The organism is Streptomyces sp. NPDC001816 (assembly GCF_042892235.1).
In the GTDB taxonomy this organism is placed as follows: domain Bacteria; phylum Actinomycetota; class Actinomycetes; order Streptomycetales; family Streptomycetaceae; genus Streptomyces.
This window is the reverse complement of the sequence record NZ_JBIATY010000016.1, coordinates 213326-229771: the sequence shown is the minus strand read 5'-3', so window position 1 is coordinate 229771 and position 16446 is coordinate 213326. Positions and strand designations below refer to the sequence as shown.

The window sequence follows — 16446 nt, the reverse complement described above, 5'->3', positions numbered from 1 at the left end:
TCTCGATGTGGGTAGCGACTACCAGCGGTAGTGCGCGAAGGCCTTGTTGGACTCGGCCATCTTGTGCGTGTCCTCGCGCTTCTTCACAGCGGCACCAAGGCCGTTGGAGGCGTCGAGGAGCTCGTTGAGCAGACGCTCGGTCATGGTCTTCTCGCGACGGGCGCGGGAGTAACCGACGAGCCAGCGCAGCGCGAGGGTGTTGGCGCGACCGGGCTTGACCTCGATCGGCACCTGGTACGTCGCACCACCGACACGGCGGGACTTGACCTCGAGGGTCGGCTTGATGTTCTCCAGCGCGCGCTTCAGCGTGATGATCGGGTCGTTGCCCGTCTTCTCACGCAGACCCTCCATGGCGCCGTAGACGATGCGCTCGGCGGTGGAGCGCTTGCCGTTCAGCAGCACCTTGTTGATCAGGGAGGTCACCAGAGGAGAACCGTAGACCGGGTCGATGATGACCGGGCGCTTCGGGGCGGGGCCCTTACGAGGCATTCTTACTTCTCCTTCTTGGCGCCGTAGCGGCTGCGGGCCTGCTTGCGGTTCTTGACACCCTGGGTGTCGAGCGAACCACGGATGATCTTGTAGCGAACACCCGGCAGGTCCTTCACACGGCCGCCGCGCACGAGCACGATGGAGTGCTCCTGCAGGTTGTGTCCCTCACCCGGAATGTAAGCGGTGACCTCGATCCCGCTGGTCAGACGCACACGCGCGACCTTACGCAGGGCCGAGTTCGGCTTCTTCGGGGTGGTCGTGAACACACGCGTGCAGACGCCACGACGCTGAGGAGAACCCTCAAGTGCGGGCGTCTTGTTCTTCTCGACCTTGTCCTGCCGGCCCTTGCGGACCAGCTGCTGGATCGTAGGCACTACTTCTCCGGTTTCTGTGTGCCGATAGGTACAGCTAACCTGGAACGTCGCCGACCCACGCGGTCGGGTGTGTCGAATCTCGCGGACCTTTGCCGCAAGGCGAAAAGGGCGCAGATTACGGTGGCCGGTGTCGGCTCGCCATGCGGTTGAAGGCACGCACGAAAGCCAGGGCACACCCCAGGCACAAGGTCTGAGCGTACCTACCTCATTCGCTGTGGTCAAAACAAATGGAGTCCGGCGGCCCCGGGCTGCGGGCGATGTCAAGCCGCTGTACGCTACGTGATCTTCGAATCGGCGATCGACGCATGTCAGGACGACCGGTTCCCGGGGAACGGTCAGCCGGGCGGAGGTCTCCGCGTGCGGGCCCGACAGCGCGCGAACAGACTGAGACCCATGACCGCGCCGCAGGAGCCGCCGGCCGGCCCCCAGCCCCCGCCAGGGCGCTCCCCCGTGTCGACGTTCGTGGAAAAGGCGGCGCTCGTCGCGGCACCTGGGACCATCGCGCTCGCCCTGCTGTACTACTTCGGCAGCCTCTACGTCAGGGCGTACTACTCCACCCTCGGCGTGGTGCCCGAGGACCTCGGGATGTCCATCCAGAACGTCATGGCCACCAGCACGAGCGCGATCTTCCTTCCCCTGTGCGTCCTGCTGGCCGGCGGGCTGATCGTGTTCCTGGTGTTCGGCTGGCTGGAACAGGCGCTGGCCGGGCCGGAGCATGCCGTGCGTCGCCGTGCGTCGATCATCCTGCTGCTCGCCGTCGGCATCGCCATGGTGTTCCTGGGCCTCCCGGCGCTCGTGGCGGACCCGGTGGTCCCTTTCCCGGCGGGCTGGCCACGCGTGTTCATGCCGGCCGTGCTGGTGGCCCTGGGGTCCACGCTGGCCGTCTGCGCGGTCCATCTGCGGCTCAACCAGAGCACCGGCCTACGGGCCCGGCGGCGGACCCCTGACGGCGACCGGGTGTGGCTGGCGATCGGCGCGCTGCTCATCGGGCTCCTGACGGTGAGCCTGTTCTTCGACATGGCGCAGTACGCGGCGGTCGTCGGTCACAGCAACGCCAGGCTGGACGCGGAGCAGGGGTACAGGCGGCTACCAGCCGTGATAGTCCATTCCCGGGTGCCCCTCACCCACCACGCGACGGGCATCGAGTTCAAGGACTACGGCAGCGCGAACGGGCCGTACCGGTACCAGTACCGGGGCTTCCGCCTCCTGGCGAAGGCACCGACCCGCTTCTATCTGATCTCCCGCACCGCGGGCTACAGGGGCCGTGTGGTGGTGCTGCCCGACGACGGCACCGTCTGGCTGGAGATCCGCGCCTCCGGGACGCCGGGCGCTACGTCTGCAGCTCCGGCGTCTCGTCCTCGGACGGGGTCTCCGGCTCGGTGGTGACCGGCTCGGGGCTCGTGGGACCCGGGGTGGTCGAGCCCGTGTCCGAGGTCGGGGCCTCGTCCGCCTCACCGTGGATGGGGGCGGTGACGGTGGAACCGTCGGCCATCGTGAGGGTCAACTCCCCCTCGTACGGCCCCGGTTCCGTCGGCGTGTACCGGAAGGTCACCGTGCAGCCGTCCGACGGCACCTCGCCCACACACCCCTCGACGATCTCGACCTCCTCACCGTTGATCTCGCCCCTGACGTCCTGCAGGGGCGGGGGCGGCCGCTCCTGCGACACCGTGATCTCCACCTCCCCCTGGACCGGCTCACCCACCTGTGTCCTCGACAGCTTGATGTCCGACGCGGTGGACTCCTCGTTGTCACCGTCCAGGAAGACGTCCGCGTCCGACTCGGCCGGGTCCGAGGTCGTCACGGTCTCGTCCGGGGTCGGCGTCTCGGACCCGTTGTCCTCCGTGTCGGTGGGCTCGGTCTCGATGGGCGCCGGCGGCGTCGGCCCGCCGCCCCCGCAGGCAGCCGTCGTCGCCAGCGCGGCCAGCGCCGCCGCCACGACAAGACGCCGGGCAGTCGCTGAAGTCATGACGTCGCCACCTCCGCCTCCACTTCGGCCGGGTTCGGCACAACCTCGCACACCGGCCGGCCGGGAAGCGCGGACGGACGTGGCCGACACGGAGCGATCACTCGAACGAAAGACCCGAACAACGCCGAAGGGCGGTCACCCCACGGGGTGACCGCCCTTCAGTTCAAGCTGCTCGCTTACTGGTTGTACGGACCGTAGTCGTAGTCCTCCAGCGGAACGGCCTGGCCGGAGCCGGTGCCGAACGGCGAGTAGTCGATGTCGTCGTAGCCGACGGCCGAGTACATCGCGGCCTTGGCCTCCTCGGTCGGCTCGACCCGGATGTTGCGGTAGCGGGACAGACCCGTACCGGCCGGGATGAGCTTACCGATGATGACGTTCTCCTTGAGGCCGATGAGGCTGTCGGACTTGGCGTTGATCGCCGCGTCCGTCAGAACTCGGGTCGTCTCCTGGAAGGAGGCGGCCGACAGCCAGGACTCCGTCGCCAGCGAGGCCTTGGTGATACCCATCAGCTGCGGACGACCGGAGGCCGGGTGACCGCCCTCCTGGACCACACGACGGTTCTCGGTCTCGAACTTCGAGCGCTCGACCAGCTCACCGGGCAGCAGCTCGGCGTCGCCGGACTCGATGATCGTCACGCGGCGGAGCATCTGCCGGATGATGATCTCGATGTGCTTGTCGTGGATCGACACACCCTGCGAGTTGTAGACCTTCTGGACCTCGCCGACCAGGTGGACCTGGACGGCACGCTGACCCAGGATGCGCAGCACGTCGTGCGGGTTGGTGGCACCCACGGTGAGCTGCTGGCCCACCTCGACGTGGTCGCCCTCGCGGACCAGGACCTTGGCACGCTTCGAGATCGGGAACGCCGTCTCGTCGCTGCCGTCGTCCGGGGTGACGACGATCTTCTTGGTCTTCTCGGTCTCCTCGATCCGGACGCGGCCGGAGGCCTCGGAGATCGGGGCGACACCCTTCGGGGTACGGGCCTCGAAGAGCTCGACGACACGGGGCAGACCCTGGGTGATGTCGTCACCGGCCACACCACCGGTGTGGAAGGTACGCATCGTCAGCTGGGTACCGGGCTCACCGATGGACTGGGCGGCGATGATGCCGACCGCCTCACCGATGTCGACCAGCTTGCCGGTGGCCAGCGAACGGCCGTAGCACATCGCGCAGGTACCGACGGCGGACTCGCAGGTCAGGACCGAGCGGGTCTTGACCTCCTCGACGCCACGGCCGACCAGCTCCTCGATGAGGACGTCGCCCAGGTCGGTGCCGGCCGGGGCCAGCACCTGGCCGTCGACCACGATGTCCTCGGCGAGGCAGCGCGCGTACACGGACGTCTCGACGTTCTCCGTCTTGCGCAGCGTGCCGTCCGCGGCACGGTCCGCGATCCGGAGCTTGAGACCGCGCTCGGTGCCGCAGTCCTCCTCGCGGATGATGACGTCCTGCGAGACGTCCACCAGACGACGGGTCAGGTAACCCGAGTCGGCGGTACGCAGGGCGGTGTCCGCCAGACCCTTACGGGCACCGTGCGTGGAGATGAAGTACTCCAGCACGGAGAGGCCCTCACGGAAGGACGCCTTGATCGGACGCGGGATGGTCTCGTTCTTCGCGTTCGACACCAGACCACGCATACCGGCGATCTGCCGCATCTGCATCATGTTTCCTCGGGCACCCGAGTCAACCATCATGAAGATGGGGTTCGTCTTGGGGAAGTTCTCGTTCATCGCCTCGGCGACCTCGTTGGTCGCCTTGGTCCAGATCGCGATGAGCTCCTGAGTGCGCTCTTCCTTGGTGATCAGACCGCGCTCGTACTGCTTCTGGACCTTCTCGTCCTGCGCCTCGTAGCCCGCGACGATGGCCTTCTTCGCCTCGGGGACGACGACGTCGGAGATGGCCACGGTGACACCGGAACGGGTGCCCCAGTAGAAGCCGGCCGCCTTCAGGTTGTCGAGCGTCGCCGCCACGATGACCTTGGGGTAGCGCTCCGCGAGGTCGTTGACGATCTCGCCGAGCTGCTTCTTGCCCACCGAGTAGTCGACGAACGGGTAGTCCTCGGGCAGCAGCTCGTTGAAGAGCGCACGGCCCAGGGTCGTCCGCAGACGGAAGGTGTCACCCGGCTGCCACTCGGGCTCGCCCTCCTCGCGCACCGGCGGGGTCCAGCCGCGCGGCGGGATGGTGCCCACCGGGAAGCGGATGTCGACCGCGGACTGGAGCGCGAGCTCGCCGGCGTCGAACGCCATGGTCGCCTCGGCCGTGGAGCCGAACGCCCGGCCCTCGCCCTTGGTGTCCCGCAGCTCGCCGTCGGTGGTGAGGAAGAACAGACCGAGGACCATGTCCTGGGTCGGCATCGTCACCGGACGGCCGTCGGCCGGCTTGAGGATGTTGTTCGAGGACAGCATCAGGATGCGGGCCTCGGCCTGCGCCTCCGCGGACAGCGGCAGGTGCACGGCCATCTGGTCACCGTCGAAGTCCGCGTTGAACGCGGTGCAGACGAGCGGGTGGATCTGGATGGCCTTGCCCTCGACCAGCTGCGGCTCGAAGGCCTGGATGCCGAGGCGGTGCAGGGTGGGAGCACGGTTCAGCAGCACCGGGTGCTCGGCGATGACCTCTTCGAGGACGTCGTACACGACGGTGCGGCCGCGCTCCACCATGCGCTTGGCGCTCTTGATGTTCTGCGCGTGGTTCAGGTCGACCAGGCGCTTCATCACGAACGGCTTGAACAGCTCCAGCGCCATGGCCTTGGGCAGACCACACTGGTGCAGCTTCAGCTGCGGGCCGACGACGATGACGGAACGCGCCGAGTAGTCGACTCGCTTACCGAGCAGGTTCTGACGGAATCGACCCTGCTTACCCTTCAGCATGTCGCTGAGGGACTTCAGCGGACGGTTGCCGGGGCCCGTGACCGGGCGACCACGACGGCCGTTGTCGAAGAGCGCGTCGACGGCCTCCTGGAGCATGCGCTTCTCGTTGTTCACGATGATCTCGGGCGCACCGAGGTCGAGAAGGCGCTTCAGGCGGTTGTTGCGGTTGATCACACGGCGGTACAGGTCGTTCAGGTCGGAGGTCGCGAAGCGGCCACCGTCCAGCTGCACCATCGGACGCAGGTCCGGCGGGATGACCGGCACGCAGTCGAGCACCATGCCCTTGGGGCTGTTGCTGGTCTGCAGGAACGCGGAGACGACCTTGAGGCGCTTGAGCGCACGGGTCTTCTTCTGGCCCTTGCCGGTACGGATGATCTCGCGGAGGCGCTCGGCCTCCTCCTCGAGGTCGAAGGACTCCAGGCGCTTCTGCAGCGCCGCGGCACCCATCGAGCCGTCGAAGTACGTGCCGAAGCGGTCACGCAGCTCGCGGTAGAGCAGCTCGTCGCCCTCGAGGTCCTGGACCTTGAGGTTCTTGAACCGGTTCCACACCTCGTCGAGACGGTCGATCTCGCGCTGCGCACGGTCGCGCAGCTGCTTCATCTCGCGCTCGGCACCCTCGCGCACCTTGCGGCGCACGTCGGCCTTGGCACCCTCGGCCTCCAGCTCGGCCAGGTCGGCCTCGAGCTTCTTGGCGCGGGCCTCCAGGTCGGAGTCGCGACGGTTCTCGATCTGCTGGCGCTCGACCGAGACGTGCGCCTCCAGGGAGGGCAGGTCGCGGGTGCGGCGCTCCTCGTCGACGTACGTGATCATGTACGCCGCGAAGTAGATGACCTTCTCGAGGTCCTTGGGCGCCAGGTCCAGCAGGTAGCCGAGGCGCGAAGGAACACCCTTGAAGTACCAGATGTGCGTGACGGGCGCAGCCAGCTCGATGTGGCCCATCCGCTCACGGCGCACCTTGGCGCGCGTGACCTCGACGCCACAGCGCTCGCAGATGATGCCCTTGAAGCGGACGCGCTTGTACTTGCCGCAGTAGCACTCCCAGTCCCGGGTCGGACCGAAGATCTTCTCGCAGAAGAGTCCGTCCTTCTCGGGCTTGAGGGTGCGGTAGTTGATGGTCTCGGGCTTCTTGACCTCGCCGTGGCTCCACTGACGGATGTCGTCCGCGGTGGCCAGGCCGATCCGGAGCTCGTCGAAGAAGTTGACGTCGAGCACTATGCGTCAATCCCTCTCAGGGTCGTAAGTCTGTGGTCTGAAACGGGGGCCTGGGGGTCGGCGGGGCCCTGTGGGTGAGGGCCCCGCCTAACTCCCGTCAGACCTCTTCGACGCTGCTCGGCTCGCGCCGGGACAGGTCGATACCGAGCTCCTCCGCAGCGCGGAAGACGTCCTCGTCGGTGTCACGCATCTCGATGGACATACCGTCGCTGGACAGCACCTCCACGTTCAGGCAGAGCGACTGCATCTCCTTGATGAGCACCTTGAAGGACTCGGGGATGCCGGGCTCGGGGATGTTCTCGCCCTTGACGATGGCCTCGTAGACCTTCACGCGGCCGGTGACGTCGTCGGACTTGATGGTCAGCAGCTCCTGGAGGGCGTATGCGGCGCCGTAGGCCTCGAGGGCCCACACCTCCATCTCGCCGAAGCGCTGGCCACCGAACTGGGCCTTACCACCCAGCGGCTGCTGGGTGATCATCGAGTACGGGCCGGTCGAACGGGCGTGCAGCTTGTCGTCGACCAGGTGGTGCAGCTTCAGGATGTACATGTAGCCGACCGAGATCGGGTCCGGGAACGGCTCACCGCTACGGCCGTCGAACAGCCGCGCCTTGCCGGACGGGAGCACCATGCGCTCGCCGTCGCGGTTCGGGATGGTGTGCTGCAGCAGACCCGCCAGCTCGTCCTCACGGGCACCGTCGAACACCGGGGTGGCGACGTTGGTGCCGGGGGCGACCTGGTCGGCGCCGATGGCCTGCAGACGCTGCGCCCACTCGTCCGCGAGGCCGGAGACGTCCCAGCCGCGGCTGGCGAGCCAGCCGAGGTGGATCTCCAGGACCTGTCCCGGGTTCATTCGGGACGGGACACCCAGCGGGTTGAGGATGATGTCGACCGGGGTGCCGTCCTCCAGGAACGGCATGTCCTCGATCGGGTTGATCTTGGAGATGACACCCTTGTTGCCGTGGCGGCCGGCGAGCTTGTCACCGTCGGTGATCTTGCGCTTCTGCGCGACGTAGACGCGGACCAGCTGGTTCACGCCCGGCGGCAGCTCGTCGCCCTCCTCGCGGTCGAAGACGCGCACGCCGATGACCTTGCCGGTCTCACCGTGCGGCACCTTCAGCGAGGTGTCACGGACCTCACGGGCCTTCTCACCGAAGATCGCGCGCAGCAGGCGCTCCTCGGGGGTCAGCTCGGTCTCACCCTTCGGGGTCACCTTGCCGACGAGGATGTCGCCGGCGATGACCTCGGCACCGATGCGGATGATGCCGCGCTCGTCGAGGTCGGCGAGGACCTCCTCGGAGACGTTCGGGATGTCCCGGGTGATCTCCTCGGGGCCGAGCTTGGTGTCACGGGCGTCGACCTCGTGCTCCTCGATGTGGATCGAGGAGAGGACGTCGTCCTGCACGAGGCGCTGCGACAGGATGATCGCGTCCTCGTAGTTGTGACCCTCCCACGGCATGAACGCCACGAGCAGGTTCTTGCCGAGGGCCATCTCACCGTTCTCGGTGGCCGGACCGTCGGCGAGGACCTGGCCCTCGATGATCCGGTCGCCCTCGTTGACGACGACCTTCTGGTTGACCGAGGTGCCCTGGTTGGAGCGGGCGAACTTGTGCAGGCGGTACGTGATGTACGTGCCGTCGTCGTTGGCCGTGGTGATGTAGTCCGCGGAGACCTCCTGGACCACACCCGCCTTCTCGGCCTTGACCACGTCACCGGCGTCGACGGCGGAGCGGTACTCCATGCCGGTACCGACGAGCGGGGCCTCCGACTTAATGAGCGGAACGGCCTGACGCATCATGTTCGCGCCCATGAGGGCACGGTTGGCGTCGTCGTGCTCGAGGAAGGGGATCATGGCGGTCGCGACCGACACCATCTGGCGCGGCGAGACGTCCATGTAGTCGACGTCCTCGGGGCTGACGTAGTCGACCTCACCGCCACGGCGGCGGACCAGGACACGCGCCTCGACGAACCGGAGCTCGTCGTTCAGCGTGGCGTTGGCCTGCGCGATGACGAAGCGGTCCTCCTCGTCGGCGGTCAGGTAGTCGACCTCGTCGGTGACCTGGCCGTTGTTCACCTTGCGGTACGGGGTCTCGACGAAACCGAACGCGTTGACCCGGCCGTAGGAGGCGAGCGAGCCGATCAGACCGATGTTCGGGCCTTCAGGGGTCTCGATCGGGCACATGCGGCCGTAGTGCGACGGGTGCACGTCACGGACCTCGAAGCCGGCCCGCTCACGGGAGAGACCACCCGGGCCAAGAGCCGACAGACGGCGCTTGTGGGTGAGACCCGACAGCGGGTTGTTCTGGTCCATGAACTGGGACAGCTGGCTGGTGCCGAAGAACTCCTTGATGGAGGCGACGACCGGCCGGATGTTGATCAGGGTCTGCGGCGTGATCGCCTCGACGTCCTGGGTGGTCATGCGCTCGCGCACGACACGCTCCATACGGGCGAGACCCGTACGGACCTGGTTCTGGATCAGCTCGCCGACGCTGCGCAGGCGACGGTTGCCGAAGTGGTCGATGTCGTCCGTCTCGACGACGATCGTGTCGCCGTTGTCACCGGTGGTCTCGGTCTCGCCGGCGTGCAGCTGCACCAGGTACTTGATCGTCGAGATGATGTCCTCGACGGTCAGGATGCCCGCGTCGAGCGGAGCGTCCGCGCCCAGCTTCTTGTTGACCTTGTAGCGGCCGACCTTGGCGAGGTCGTAGCGCTTCGGGTTGAAGTAGAGGTTCTCGAGCAGCGTCTGCGCGGCCTCACGCGTGGGGGGCTCGCCCGGACGCAGCTTGCGGTAGATGTCGAGCAGCGCGTCGTCCTGGCCCTGGGTGTGGTCCTTCTCCAGGGTGGCGCGCATCGACTCGTAGTCGCCGAACTCCTCGAGGATCTGCTCGGTCGTCCAGCCGAGCGCCTTGAGCAGCACGGTGACCGACTGCTTGCGCTTGCGGTCGATGCGGACACCGACCATGTCGCGCTTGTCGATCTCCATCTCCAGCCAGGCACCCCGGGACGGGATGATCTTGGCGGAGAAGATGTCCTTGTCGGACGTCTTGTCGATGCTGGAGTCGAAGTAGACACCGGGGGAACGGACCAGCTGCGACACCACGACACGCTCGGTGCCGTTGATGACGAAGGTGCCCTTGTTCGTCATGAGCGGGAAGTCGCCCATGAAGACGGTCTGGGACTTGATCTCGCCGGTCTCGTTGTTGGTGAACTCGGCAGTGACGAAGAGCGGAGCCGCGTACGTGAAGTCGCGCTCCTTGCACTCGTCGATGGAGTTCTTCGGCGGCTCGAAGCGGTGGTCCCGGAACGTCAGGGACATCGACCCGGAGAAGTCCTCGATCGGGGAGATCTCCTCGAAGATCTCCTCCAGACCGGACTTGGTGGGGACGTCCTGACCGTTCTCAAGAGCCTCCTCGACCCGACTCTGCCAGGCGGTGTTGCCGAGCAGCCAGTCGAAGCTCTCGGTCTGCAGCGCGAGCAGGTTCGGAACCTCGAGAGGCTCCTTGATCTTTGCAAAGGAGATGCGCAGCGGGGCGGTGCTGGCGCCGTTGTTCGTATTCGCGGTCGAGGCGTTGCGCGAGGCGGCCAAGAGGGGGTCCTTCCGAGGGCTCGGACTCACTACGCGCGTGCCGGTCCCTCTCCGTACACAGAGACAGAAACCCCAGGTCAAGGGAGCTTCGGTCATCGATGCTGGAGTGAGGGCAGACCCCTGGTGACGGGCAGGGGACAGCTAACAGGCAGCGCAAAGGGTCAGTGTAGCCACTTGGCACACTGATGTCCAGTGCGGGTTTTTCGAGACCCTCGTTGTGCTCAACACCCTTGTCAACGCCCTCGGCATGCTGCCCTCAACGCACGTTGATACTGCCCTCTTCGTCGTCGATCCATGCCTCGGATTCGGATCCTTGTGACGACGCGTCCTGAGAATTGCGCGCTGCGTGCGGTTCGTCAAGGCCCCCCAGCCCAAACGGAACCGTCCGGAGACACGACGAAGATCACCATACCCGCCGCCACCACGGGTGCAAGGCAACCGAGGCCGGACCCCCCGGATACGCCGAAGAGCGACCACCCGGATGGATGATCGCTCTTCGGTGCGTTCGCGTTACAGCCCTAGGAGGCCGTACTCAGCGCGCGGAGAGAGTCACGAAGACTCCGAGAGGTCTTACTTGACCTCGACGGAGGCGCCGGCGCCCTTGAGGGACTCGGCGGCCTTCTCGGCGGCGTCCTTGGCGACCTTCTCGAGGACGGGCTTCGGGGCACCGTCGACGAGGTCCTTGGCCTCCTTCAGACCCAGCGAGGTCAGCTCACGCACGACCTTGATGACCTGGATCTTCTTGTCGCCGGCGCCGGTGAGGATGACGTCGAACTCGTCCTTCTCCTCAGCGGCCTCGACCGGGGCGCCGGGGACGGCGGGGCCCGCAACGGCGACCGCGGCGGCGGCGGTGACGTCGAACTTCTCCTCGAAGGCCTTCACGAACTCGGAGAGCTCGATGAGGGTCATCTCCTCGAACTGGGCGAGCAGGTCTTCCTGGCTGAGCTTCGCCATGATGGGCGATCCTTCCACTGATTCGGCAGGTGCCGGATGTACTGGGTGAGGCGGGCGTACGTCGGCCCGCTGCGACCCGTGCCGCCTAGACGGCCAGGGTCAGAAAGCGAGCCGAGTTACTCGGCACCGCCCTGCTCGTCCTGCTTGGCACGAAGAGCGTCCACGGTGCGGACGAGCTTCGAGGGAAGCGCCTGGAAGAGCTGAGCAGCCTGCGACTGCTTGCCCTTGAAGGCACCCGCCAGCTTGGAGAGCAGAACCTCGCGGGACTCGAGGTCCGCAAGCTTCTTGATCTCATCGGCGGACAGCGCCTTACCCTCAAGGACACCGCCCTTGATGATGAGATTCGGGTTGTCCTTGGCGAAGTCACGCAGACCCTTCGCCGACTCCACCGGGTCACCGGTGACGAAGGCGACGGCCGTCGGACCAGCGAAGAGCTGGTCGTCCAGCGTGATCCCGGCCTCGTTGGCCGCAATCTTGGTCAGCGTGTTCTTCACCACGGCGTACTGGGCGTTCTCACCGAGCGACCGGCGCAGCGTCTTGAGCTGCGCCACGGTGAGACCGCGGTACTCGGTCAGCACGGCGGCGTTGGAGCTGCGGAACTTGTCCGTCAGCTCGGCAACCGCGGCAGCCTTGTCGGGCCTCGCCATAGAGCCTCGGCCTCCTTCCGGGTGATTCGGACCGCGCGGACCCGAAGGAGGACTGGGTAAAACAAACGCCCCGGCGCAGGCGCTCGGGGCGGACTCGACCGGCCGCACACGCATGAGCGCGTATGCTCCGGGAGTTCTTCCACGTCACCTGCGCGGGTCGCCCGCTTTGCAGCGGATCCTTCGGCCACCGCACCCTCGTGAGAGCGCGCGGCAACGACCAGCGGTCTTTGGCTTCGGTAGGAGAGTACGGGACCGGGGCGGTGTCGAGCAAATCGGGCCCTACGGGGCCGCCCCGGTCCTTCTGTGTGCAGGCCTCAGGAGGCGGTGCTGGTGCTGCTGCCCGACACGGTCCCGGGGCCGCCGGCCTTCATCAGCTCCGTGAAGTCCTTGGTGTCGGCGGCCGGGGGCGCCTCGGCGGCGACCTTCACGCCGTAGTCGGTGTAGTAGGCCGTGCTGGTCATGGTGCCGGTCGCCATGTCCGCCTTCTCGATCTTCTTGACCAGCAGGTCCTGGCCGTTGACCCAGATGTCGATCTTCTCGGTGGTGACGCCCGCCTGGCTGAGCTGCTTCTTCAGGCCGGCCAGCTGGTCGGCGGTGAGGTGGCTGTTCTTGCCGGCGAGGTCGGCGACGTCGACCGTGCCCGAGTAGTGCGTGGCGTCGACGCCGGAGACCTTCTCCTGGCCGACCTTCTTCACGTCACCGGAGGCCAGCAGCAGCTTCACCGACTGGTTCGGCGTGGTGTTCTGCATCTGGTCCTTGAGGTACGCGCCGGAGCCGCCGCCGAGCTTGGCGAGGTCGTCGTACGCGTACTTGATCCAGTGCTTGCCGCCGAACTGCGCGGCGAACTTCTCGCTCATCTTCGCGTAGTAGGCGTCGGGCAGATAGCGGGCCTGCATCGACGTGGTGCCGGCCTTGCGCATCGCTTCGGCCATCTTGCCGCCGGTGTACGTGATGGTGAGGTTGCCCTTGAGGCCGTCGTCCCAGGCGAGGGCGCCGTCGGCCGTCATCGACATGGTGTCGCCGAGGGTCGTGCTGGAGCGCACCTTGGCCGACTCGGCCTTGTCCGTGGACTTCTCGGCGGAGAGCAGGGCGGCGAGGGGGCTGACATGCGTGACGCTCTTGCCGACCGTCTTGTCGCTCCCGGATTGCGAGCCGCAGGCGGCCACACCGGTCAGCGCGGTCACCACTGCGACGGAAAGGGTCACCCGGCGTACGGTCGTGCTCTTCATGTAGTCCCACCCCTATGCGAGTCCTGTGCCTGCAACGTAACCCAGGCCACTGACAGTCGTACGAAAAGTCGCACAAAGAAAGGACGGGCCCCGAACCTTTCAGGTTCCAGGGCCCGCCCTCTGCTTACGCGTACCTGACGCGGCTACCGGGGTGAGCGCGGGGCTCAGACGGCGGCCGGGTCCTCCTCGACGAGGAGGTTACGGGTGCGGTTCGAGTCGACCGGAATGCCGGGGCCCATCGTGGTGCTGATGGCGGCCTTCTTGATGTAGCGACCCTTGGCGGCGGACGGCTTGAGACGGGTGATCTCCTCGAGCGCCGCGGCGTAGTTCTCCACCAGCTGGGTGTCCTCGAAGGACGTCTTGCCGATGATGAAGTGCAGGTTCGAGTGCTTGTCGACGCGGAACTCGATCTTGCCGCCCTTGATCTCGGTGACGGCCTTGGCCACGTCGGGGGTGACGGTGCCGGTCTTCGGGTTCGGCATCAGACCACGCGGACCGAGCACGCGGCCGAGGCGGCCGACCTTGCCCATGAGGTCCGGGGTGGCGACGACGGAGTCGAAGTCCAGGCGGCCCTTCGAGACCTCGTCGATCAGCTCGTCGGCGCCGACGATGTCGGCGCCCGCGGCACGCGCGGCCTCGGCACGGTCACCGGTCGCGAAGACCAGGACCCGGGCGGTCTTACCGGTGCCGTGCGGGAGGTTCACGGTGCCACGGACCATCTGGTCGGCCTTACGCGGGTCGACACCCAGACGGAAGGCGACCTCGACGGTGCCGTCGAACTTGGTCGTGGAGGTCTCCTTGGCGAGACGGACGGCCTCGAGCGGGGCGTACAGCTTCTCCCGGTCGACCTTGGCGTCCGCAGCGCGGAGAGCCTTGCTGCGCTTGCTCACAACTGCTCCTGTGTGTTCTGAGAGGAGTCGTGGTGTACGGGCCGAGCAGGCCCTACCACGGTGGTTCTACGAAGGTGGGCTTCAGCCCTCGACCGTGATGCCCATGGAGCGGGCGGTGCCGGCGATGATCTTGGACGCGGCGTCCAGGTCGTTGGCGTTCAGGTCGGGAAGCTTGGTCTGGGCGATCTCGCGGACCTGCGCCTCGGTGATCTTGGCGACCTTGGTCTTGTGCGGCTCGCCGGAGCCCTTCTCGACACCAGCGGCCTTGAGGATCATCTTCGCGGCCGGCGGAGTCTTGGTGACGAAGGTGAAGGAGCGGTCCTCGTAGACCGTGATCTCCACCGGGATCACCCAGCCACGCTGCGACTCGGTCGCGGCGTTGTAGGCCTTGCAGAACTCCATGATGTTGACGCCGTGCTGGCCGAGCGCGGGGCCGACCGGCGGGGCCGGGTTCGCCGCACCGGCGTTGATCTGGAGCTTGATGAGCCCCGTGACCTTCTTCTTCTTGGGAGGCATAGCTCTCCGGGTCCTTTCGATTCGGGTCCTGCCGGCATCCGGGGGCCACCCGGACGCAGGCATACCGCACAACGATAACGGGTATGGATGTGCGGCCAAAAACCGTGCAGGTCAGACTGTCCCCCGCAAGCGGGGGTACCCCCAGCGAGAGCCTGCCTGACCTGCGCGGAAGCAATTGCTCCAGAAGGAGCTAGTTCTTCTGGATCTGGTCGAAGGAGAGCTCGACCGGCGTCTCGCGGCCGAAGATCTCCACCAGGCCCTTGACCTTCTTCGAGTCGGGGTTGATCTCGTTGATGGTCGCCTGGAGCGTGGCGAACGGGCCGTCGGTGACGGTGACCGAGTCGCCGACCTCGAAGTCCAGCACCTGGACCTCGACCTTGCGCTGCGGGGCGGGCTTGCCCTCGGCCTCGGCGGCCTCGCGGGCGGCCTTCTCCTCCGCCTCCGGGGCGAGCATCTTGACGATCTCGTCCAGGGTCAGCGGGTAGGGGTCGTAGGCGTTGCCCACGAAGCCGGTGACGCCGGGGGTGTTGCGGACGACGCCCCAGGACTCGTTGGTCAGGTCCATGCGGACCAGGACGTAACCCGGCAGCTTGTTCTGCTTGATCGTCTTGCGGTCGCCGTTCTTGATCTGGACGACCTCTTCCTGCGGCACCTCGGCCTGGAAGATGTAGTCCTCGACGTTCAGCGAGACGGCACGCTGCTCCAGGTTCGTCTTCACGCGGTTCTCGTAGCCGGCGTACGTGTGGATGACGTACCACTCGCCGGGCAGGGACCGCAGCTCCGCGCGCAGAGCCTCGACCGGGTCGACCGGGGCGGCGGCCTCCGCCTCGACCTCTTCCTCGGTCTCGACCGTTTCCTCGGCCTCGTCCTCGTCCTCGACGTGCACGGCGGCCTCCTCGGCCGGCTCGCCCGCCTCGGCCTCGGCAGCCTCGAACTCGTCCTGCTCGTCCGCGCCCTCGACGATGTCGAGCTCGTCGTCCACCGTCTCGTCCGGCTCGATGGCGTCGTTCAGGTTCGGGTCAGACACGATGGCTGCTTCTTCCTGGATACATAGGGGTAGAACATGCGAAAACGGGCGCCGGTACCACGGCGCCCTTCGCTCTTGGCTCAGCCGAAGACGTACTTGGCCGCGTGGTTGAGCCCATAGTCAATCACGGTCACCAGGGCGATCATGATGGTGACGAAGAAGATCACCACGGTGGTGTACGACGTCAGCTGATTGCGCGTCGGCCAGACGACCTTGCGGAGTTCCGCGATGACCTGTCGGTAGAAGATGGCGAGGCGCTTCAGCGGGCCCTTCTTGGCGCGCTTACCACCCTTGCGGGCCTTCTTCTTGGTCTCCAGCGCCTCATCCTGGGCATCAGGCGTGTCGATGGAGCCCACGGCGTCCGTCATTCGTCCTCACCTGATTCCGGGTCGTGGCCGTGCCGCGCCCGGTCTGAGCCGCACGGCGGTGCATCGCTGTACGTACATGTGCACACATCTTTGCGGTGTGTGTAGCAGGGCCGGAGGGACTTGAACCCCCAACCGCCGGTTTTGGAGACCGGTGCTCTACCAATTGAGCTACGACCCTTTGCGTGTCCCCCAACGTACCGCATCCGGACGGGTGCTCGGTGTGCACCGGTTGTGGAGCGGCTGCTGAAGGCCAACGAGGTGAGAGTGTACGTGGTCCGCGGCCCGGCGTCGAACAGAAAGTGCCTGTACGGAGTCACCGGACCGAAG

Annotated in this window: 13 protein-coding genes and 1 tRNA gene; 1 reads left to right on the top strand and 13 read right to left on the bottom strand. The window is 66.6% G+C overall.

Annotated features, from left to right (window positions below; translation table 11 throughout):
- Nucleotides 1–18: 18 nt before the first annotated feature.
- Both rpsG and rpsL read right to left on the bottom strand, forming a co-directional pair.
- Complete coding sequence (rpsG, locus tag ACFYZZ_RS40465; protein ID WP_003992340.1) at nucleotides 19–489, bottom strand: 30S ribosomal protein S7; 471 nt, start codon at nucleotides 487–489, stop codon at nucleotides 19–21.
- Nucleotides 490–491: 2 nt separating this feature from the next.
- Complete coding sequence (gene rpsL / locus ACFYZZ_RS40460; protein WP_003948652.1) at nucleotides 492–863, bottom strand: 30S ribosomal protein S12; 372 nt, start codon at nucleotides 861–863, stop codon at nucleotides 492–494.
- A 393-nt stretch (nucleotides 864–1256) separates the two neighbouring features.
- Between rpsL and ACFYZZ_RS40455 the strand changes: the two genes are divergently transcribed.
- On the top strand, nucleotides 1257–2249 hold the full coding sequence (locus ACFYZZ_RS40455; RefSeq protein WP_389187574.1) for a hypothetical protein: 993 nt from the start codon (nucleotides 1257–1259) through the stop codon (nucleotides 2247–2249).
- On the opposite strand, the gene ACFYZZ_RS40450 is transcribed toward ACFYZZ_RS40455, so the two are convergent.
- From ACFYZZ_RS40450 to ACFYZZ_RS40400, 11 genes are all read right to left on the bottom strand, one after another.
- Nucleotides 2194–2829, bottom strand: a complete 636-nt coding sequence (locus ACFYZZ_RS40450) for a hypothetical protein (protein WP_389187571.1) — start codon at nucleotides 2827–2829, stop codon at nucleotides 2194–2196. The two genes, ACFYZZ_RS40455 and ACFYZZ_RS40450, sit on opposite strands and share 56 nt — an antisense overlap.
- 176 nt (nucleotides 2830–3005) lie before the next feature.
- Complete coding sequence (locus tag ACFYZZ_RS40445) at nucleotides 3006–6905, bottom strand: DNA-directed RNA polymerase subunit beta' (RefSeq protein ID WP_389187568.1); 3900 nt, start codon at nucleotides 6903–6905, stop codon at nucleotides 3006–3008.
- 97 nt (nucleotides 6906–7002) lie between these two features.
- Nucleotides 7003–10488, bottom strand: coding sequence for a DNA-directed RNA polymerase subunit beta (gene rpoB / locus ACFYZZ_RS40440; RefSeq protein WP_389187565.1), 3486 nt, complete (start codon nucleotides 10486–10488; stop codon nucleotides 7003–7005).
- Between the two features lie 570 nt (nucleotides 10489–11058).
- Nucleotides 11059–11442 carry a 50S ribosomal protein L7/L12 gene (rplL, locus tag ACFYZZ_RS40435; protein WP_389187562.1) on the bottom strand — a complete coding sequence of 128 codons (384 nt, stop codon included), beginning with the start codon at nucleotides 11440–11442 and terminating at the stop codon, nucleotides 11059–11061.
- Between the two features lie 116 nt (nucleotides 11443–11558).
- On the bottom strand, nucleotides 11559–12089 hold the full coding sequence (gene rplJ / locus ACFYZZ_RS40430; RefSeq protein WP_389187559.1) for a 50S ribosomal protein L10: 531 nt from the start codon (nucleotides 12087–12089) through the stop codon (nucleotides 11559–11561).
- Nucleotides 12090–12403: 314 nt separating this feature from the next.
- Nucleotides 12404–13318 carry a hypothetical protein gene (locus ACFYZZ_RS40425; protein WP_389187556.1) on the bottom strand — a complete coding sequence of 305 codons (915 nt, stop codon included), beginning with the start codon at nucleotides 13316–13318 and terminating at the stop codon, nucleotides 12404–12406.
- Between the two features lie 164 nt (nucleotides 13319–13482).
- Nucleotides 13483–14208, bottom strand: coding sequence for a 50S ribosomal protein L1 (gene rplA, locus ACFYZZ_RS40420; RefSeq protein WP_145886696.1), 726 nt, complete (start codon nucleotides 14206–14208; stop codon nucleotides 13483–13485).
- Nucleotides 14209–14289: 81 nt separating this feature from the next.
- Nucleotides 14290–14724, bottom strand: a complete 435-nt coding sequence (gene rplK / locus ACFYZZ_RS40415) for a 50S ribosomal protein L11 (protein WP_037858373.1) — start codon at nucleotides 14722–14724, stop codon at nucleotides 14290–14292.
- Between the two features lie 190 nt (nucleotides 14725–14914).
- Nucleotides 14915–15751 carry a transcription termination/antitermination protein NusG gene (gene nusG / locus ACFYZZ_RS40410; RefSeq protein WP_386577174.1) on the bottom strand — a complete coding sequence of 279 codons (837 nt, stop codon included), beginning with the start codon at nucleotides 15749–15751 and terminating at the stop codon, nucleotides 14915–14917.
- 80 nt (nucleotides 15752–15831) lie between these two features.
- Nucleotides 15832–16119 (bottom strand): preprotein translocase subunit SecE, encoded by a 288-nt coding sequence (gene secE / locus ACFYZZ_RS40405; protein ID WP_386577173.1) that lies wholly within the window; start codon nucleotides 16117–16119, stop codon nucleotides 15832–15834.
- A gap of 105 nt (nucleotides 16120–16224) precedes the next feature.
- Nucleotides 16225–16297 (bottom strand) — tRNA-Trp (locus tag ACFYZZ_RS40400).
- Nucleotides 16298–16446 lie beyond the last annotated feature (149 nt).

Coding starts and splice junctions, on each gene's coding strand:
- rpsG (WP_003992340.1), bottom strand. CDS start 489: ATGCCTCGTAAGGGCCCCGCCCCGAAGCGCCCGGTCATCATCGACCCG.
- ACFYZZ_RS40455 (WP_389187574.1), top strand. CDS start 1,257: ATGACCGCGCCGCAGGAGCCGCCGGCCGGCCCCCAGCCCCCGCCAGGG.
- ACFYZZ_RS40450 (WP_389187571.1), bottom strand. CDS start 2,829: ATGACTTCAGCGACTGCCCGGCGTCTTGTCGTGGCGGCGGCGCTGGCC.
- rplL (WP_389187562.1), bottom strand. CDS start 11,442: ATGGCGAAGCTCAGCCAGGAAGACCTGCTCGCCCAGTTCGAGGAGATG.
- rplJ (WP_389187559.1), bottom strand. CDS start 12,089: ATGGCGAGGCCCGACAAGGCTGCCGCGGTTGCCGAGCTGACGGACAAG.
- ACFYZZ_RS40425 (WP_389187556.1), bottom strand. CDS start 13,318: ATGAAGAGCACGACCGTACGCCGGGTGACCCTTTCCGTCGCAGTGGTG.
- rplK (WP_037858373.1), bottom strand. CDS start 14,724: ATGCCTCCCAAGAAGAAGAAGGTCACGGGGCTCATCAAGCTCCAGATC.
- secE (WP_386577173.1), bottom strand. CDS start 16,119: ATGACGGACGCCGTGGGCTCCATCGACACGCCTGATGCCCAGGATGAG.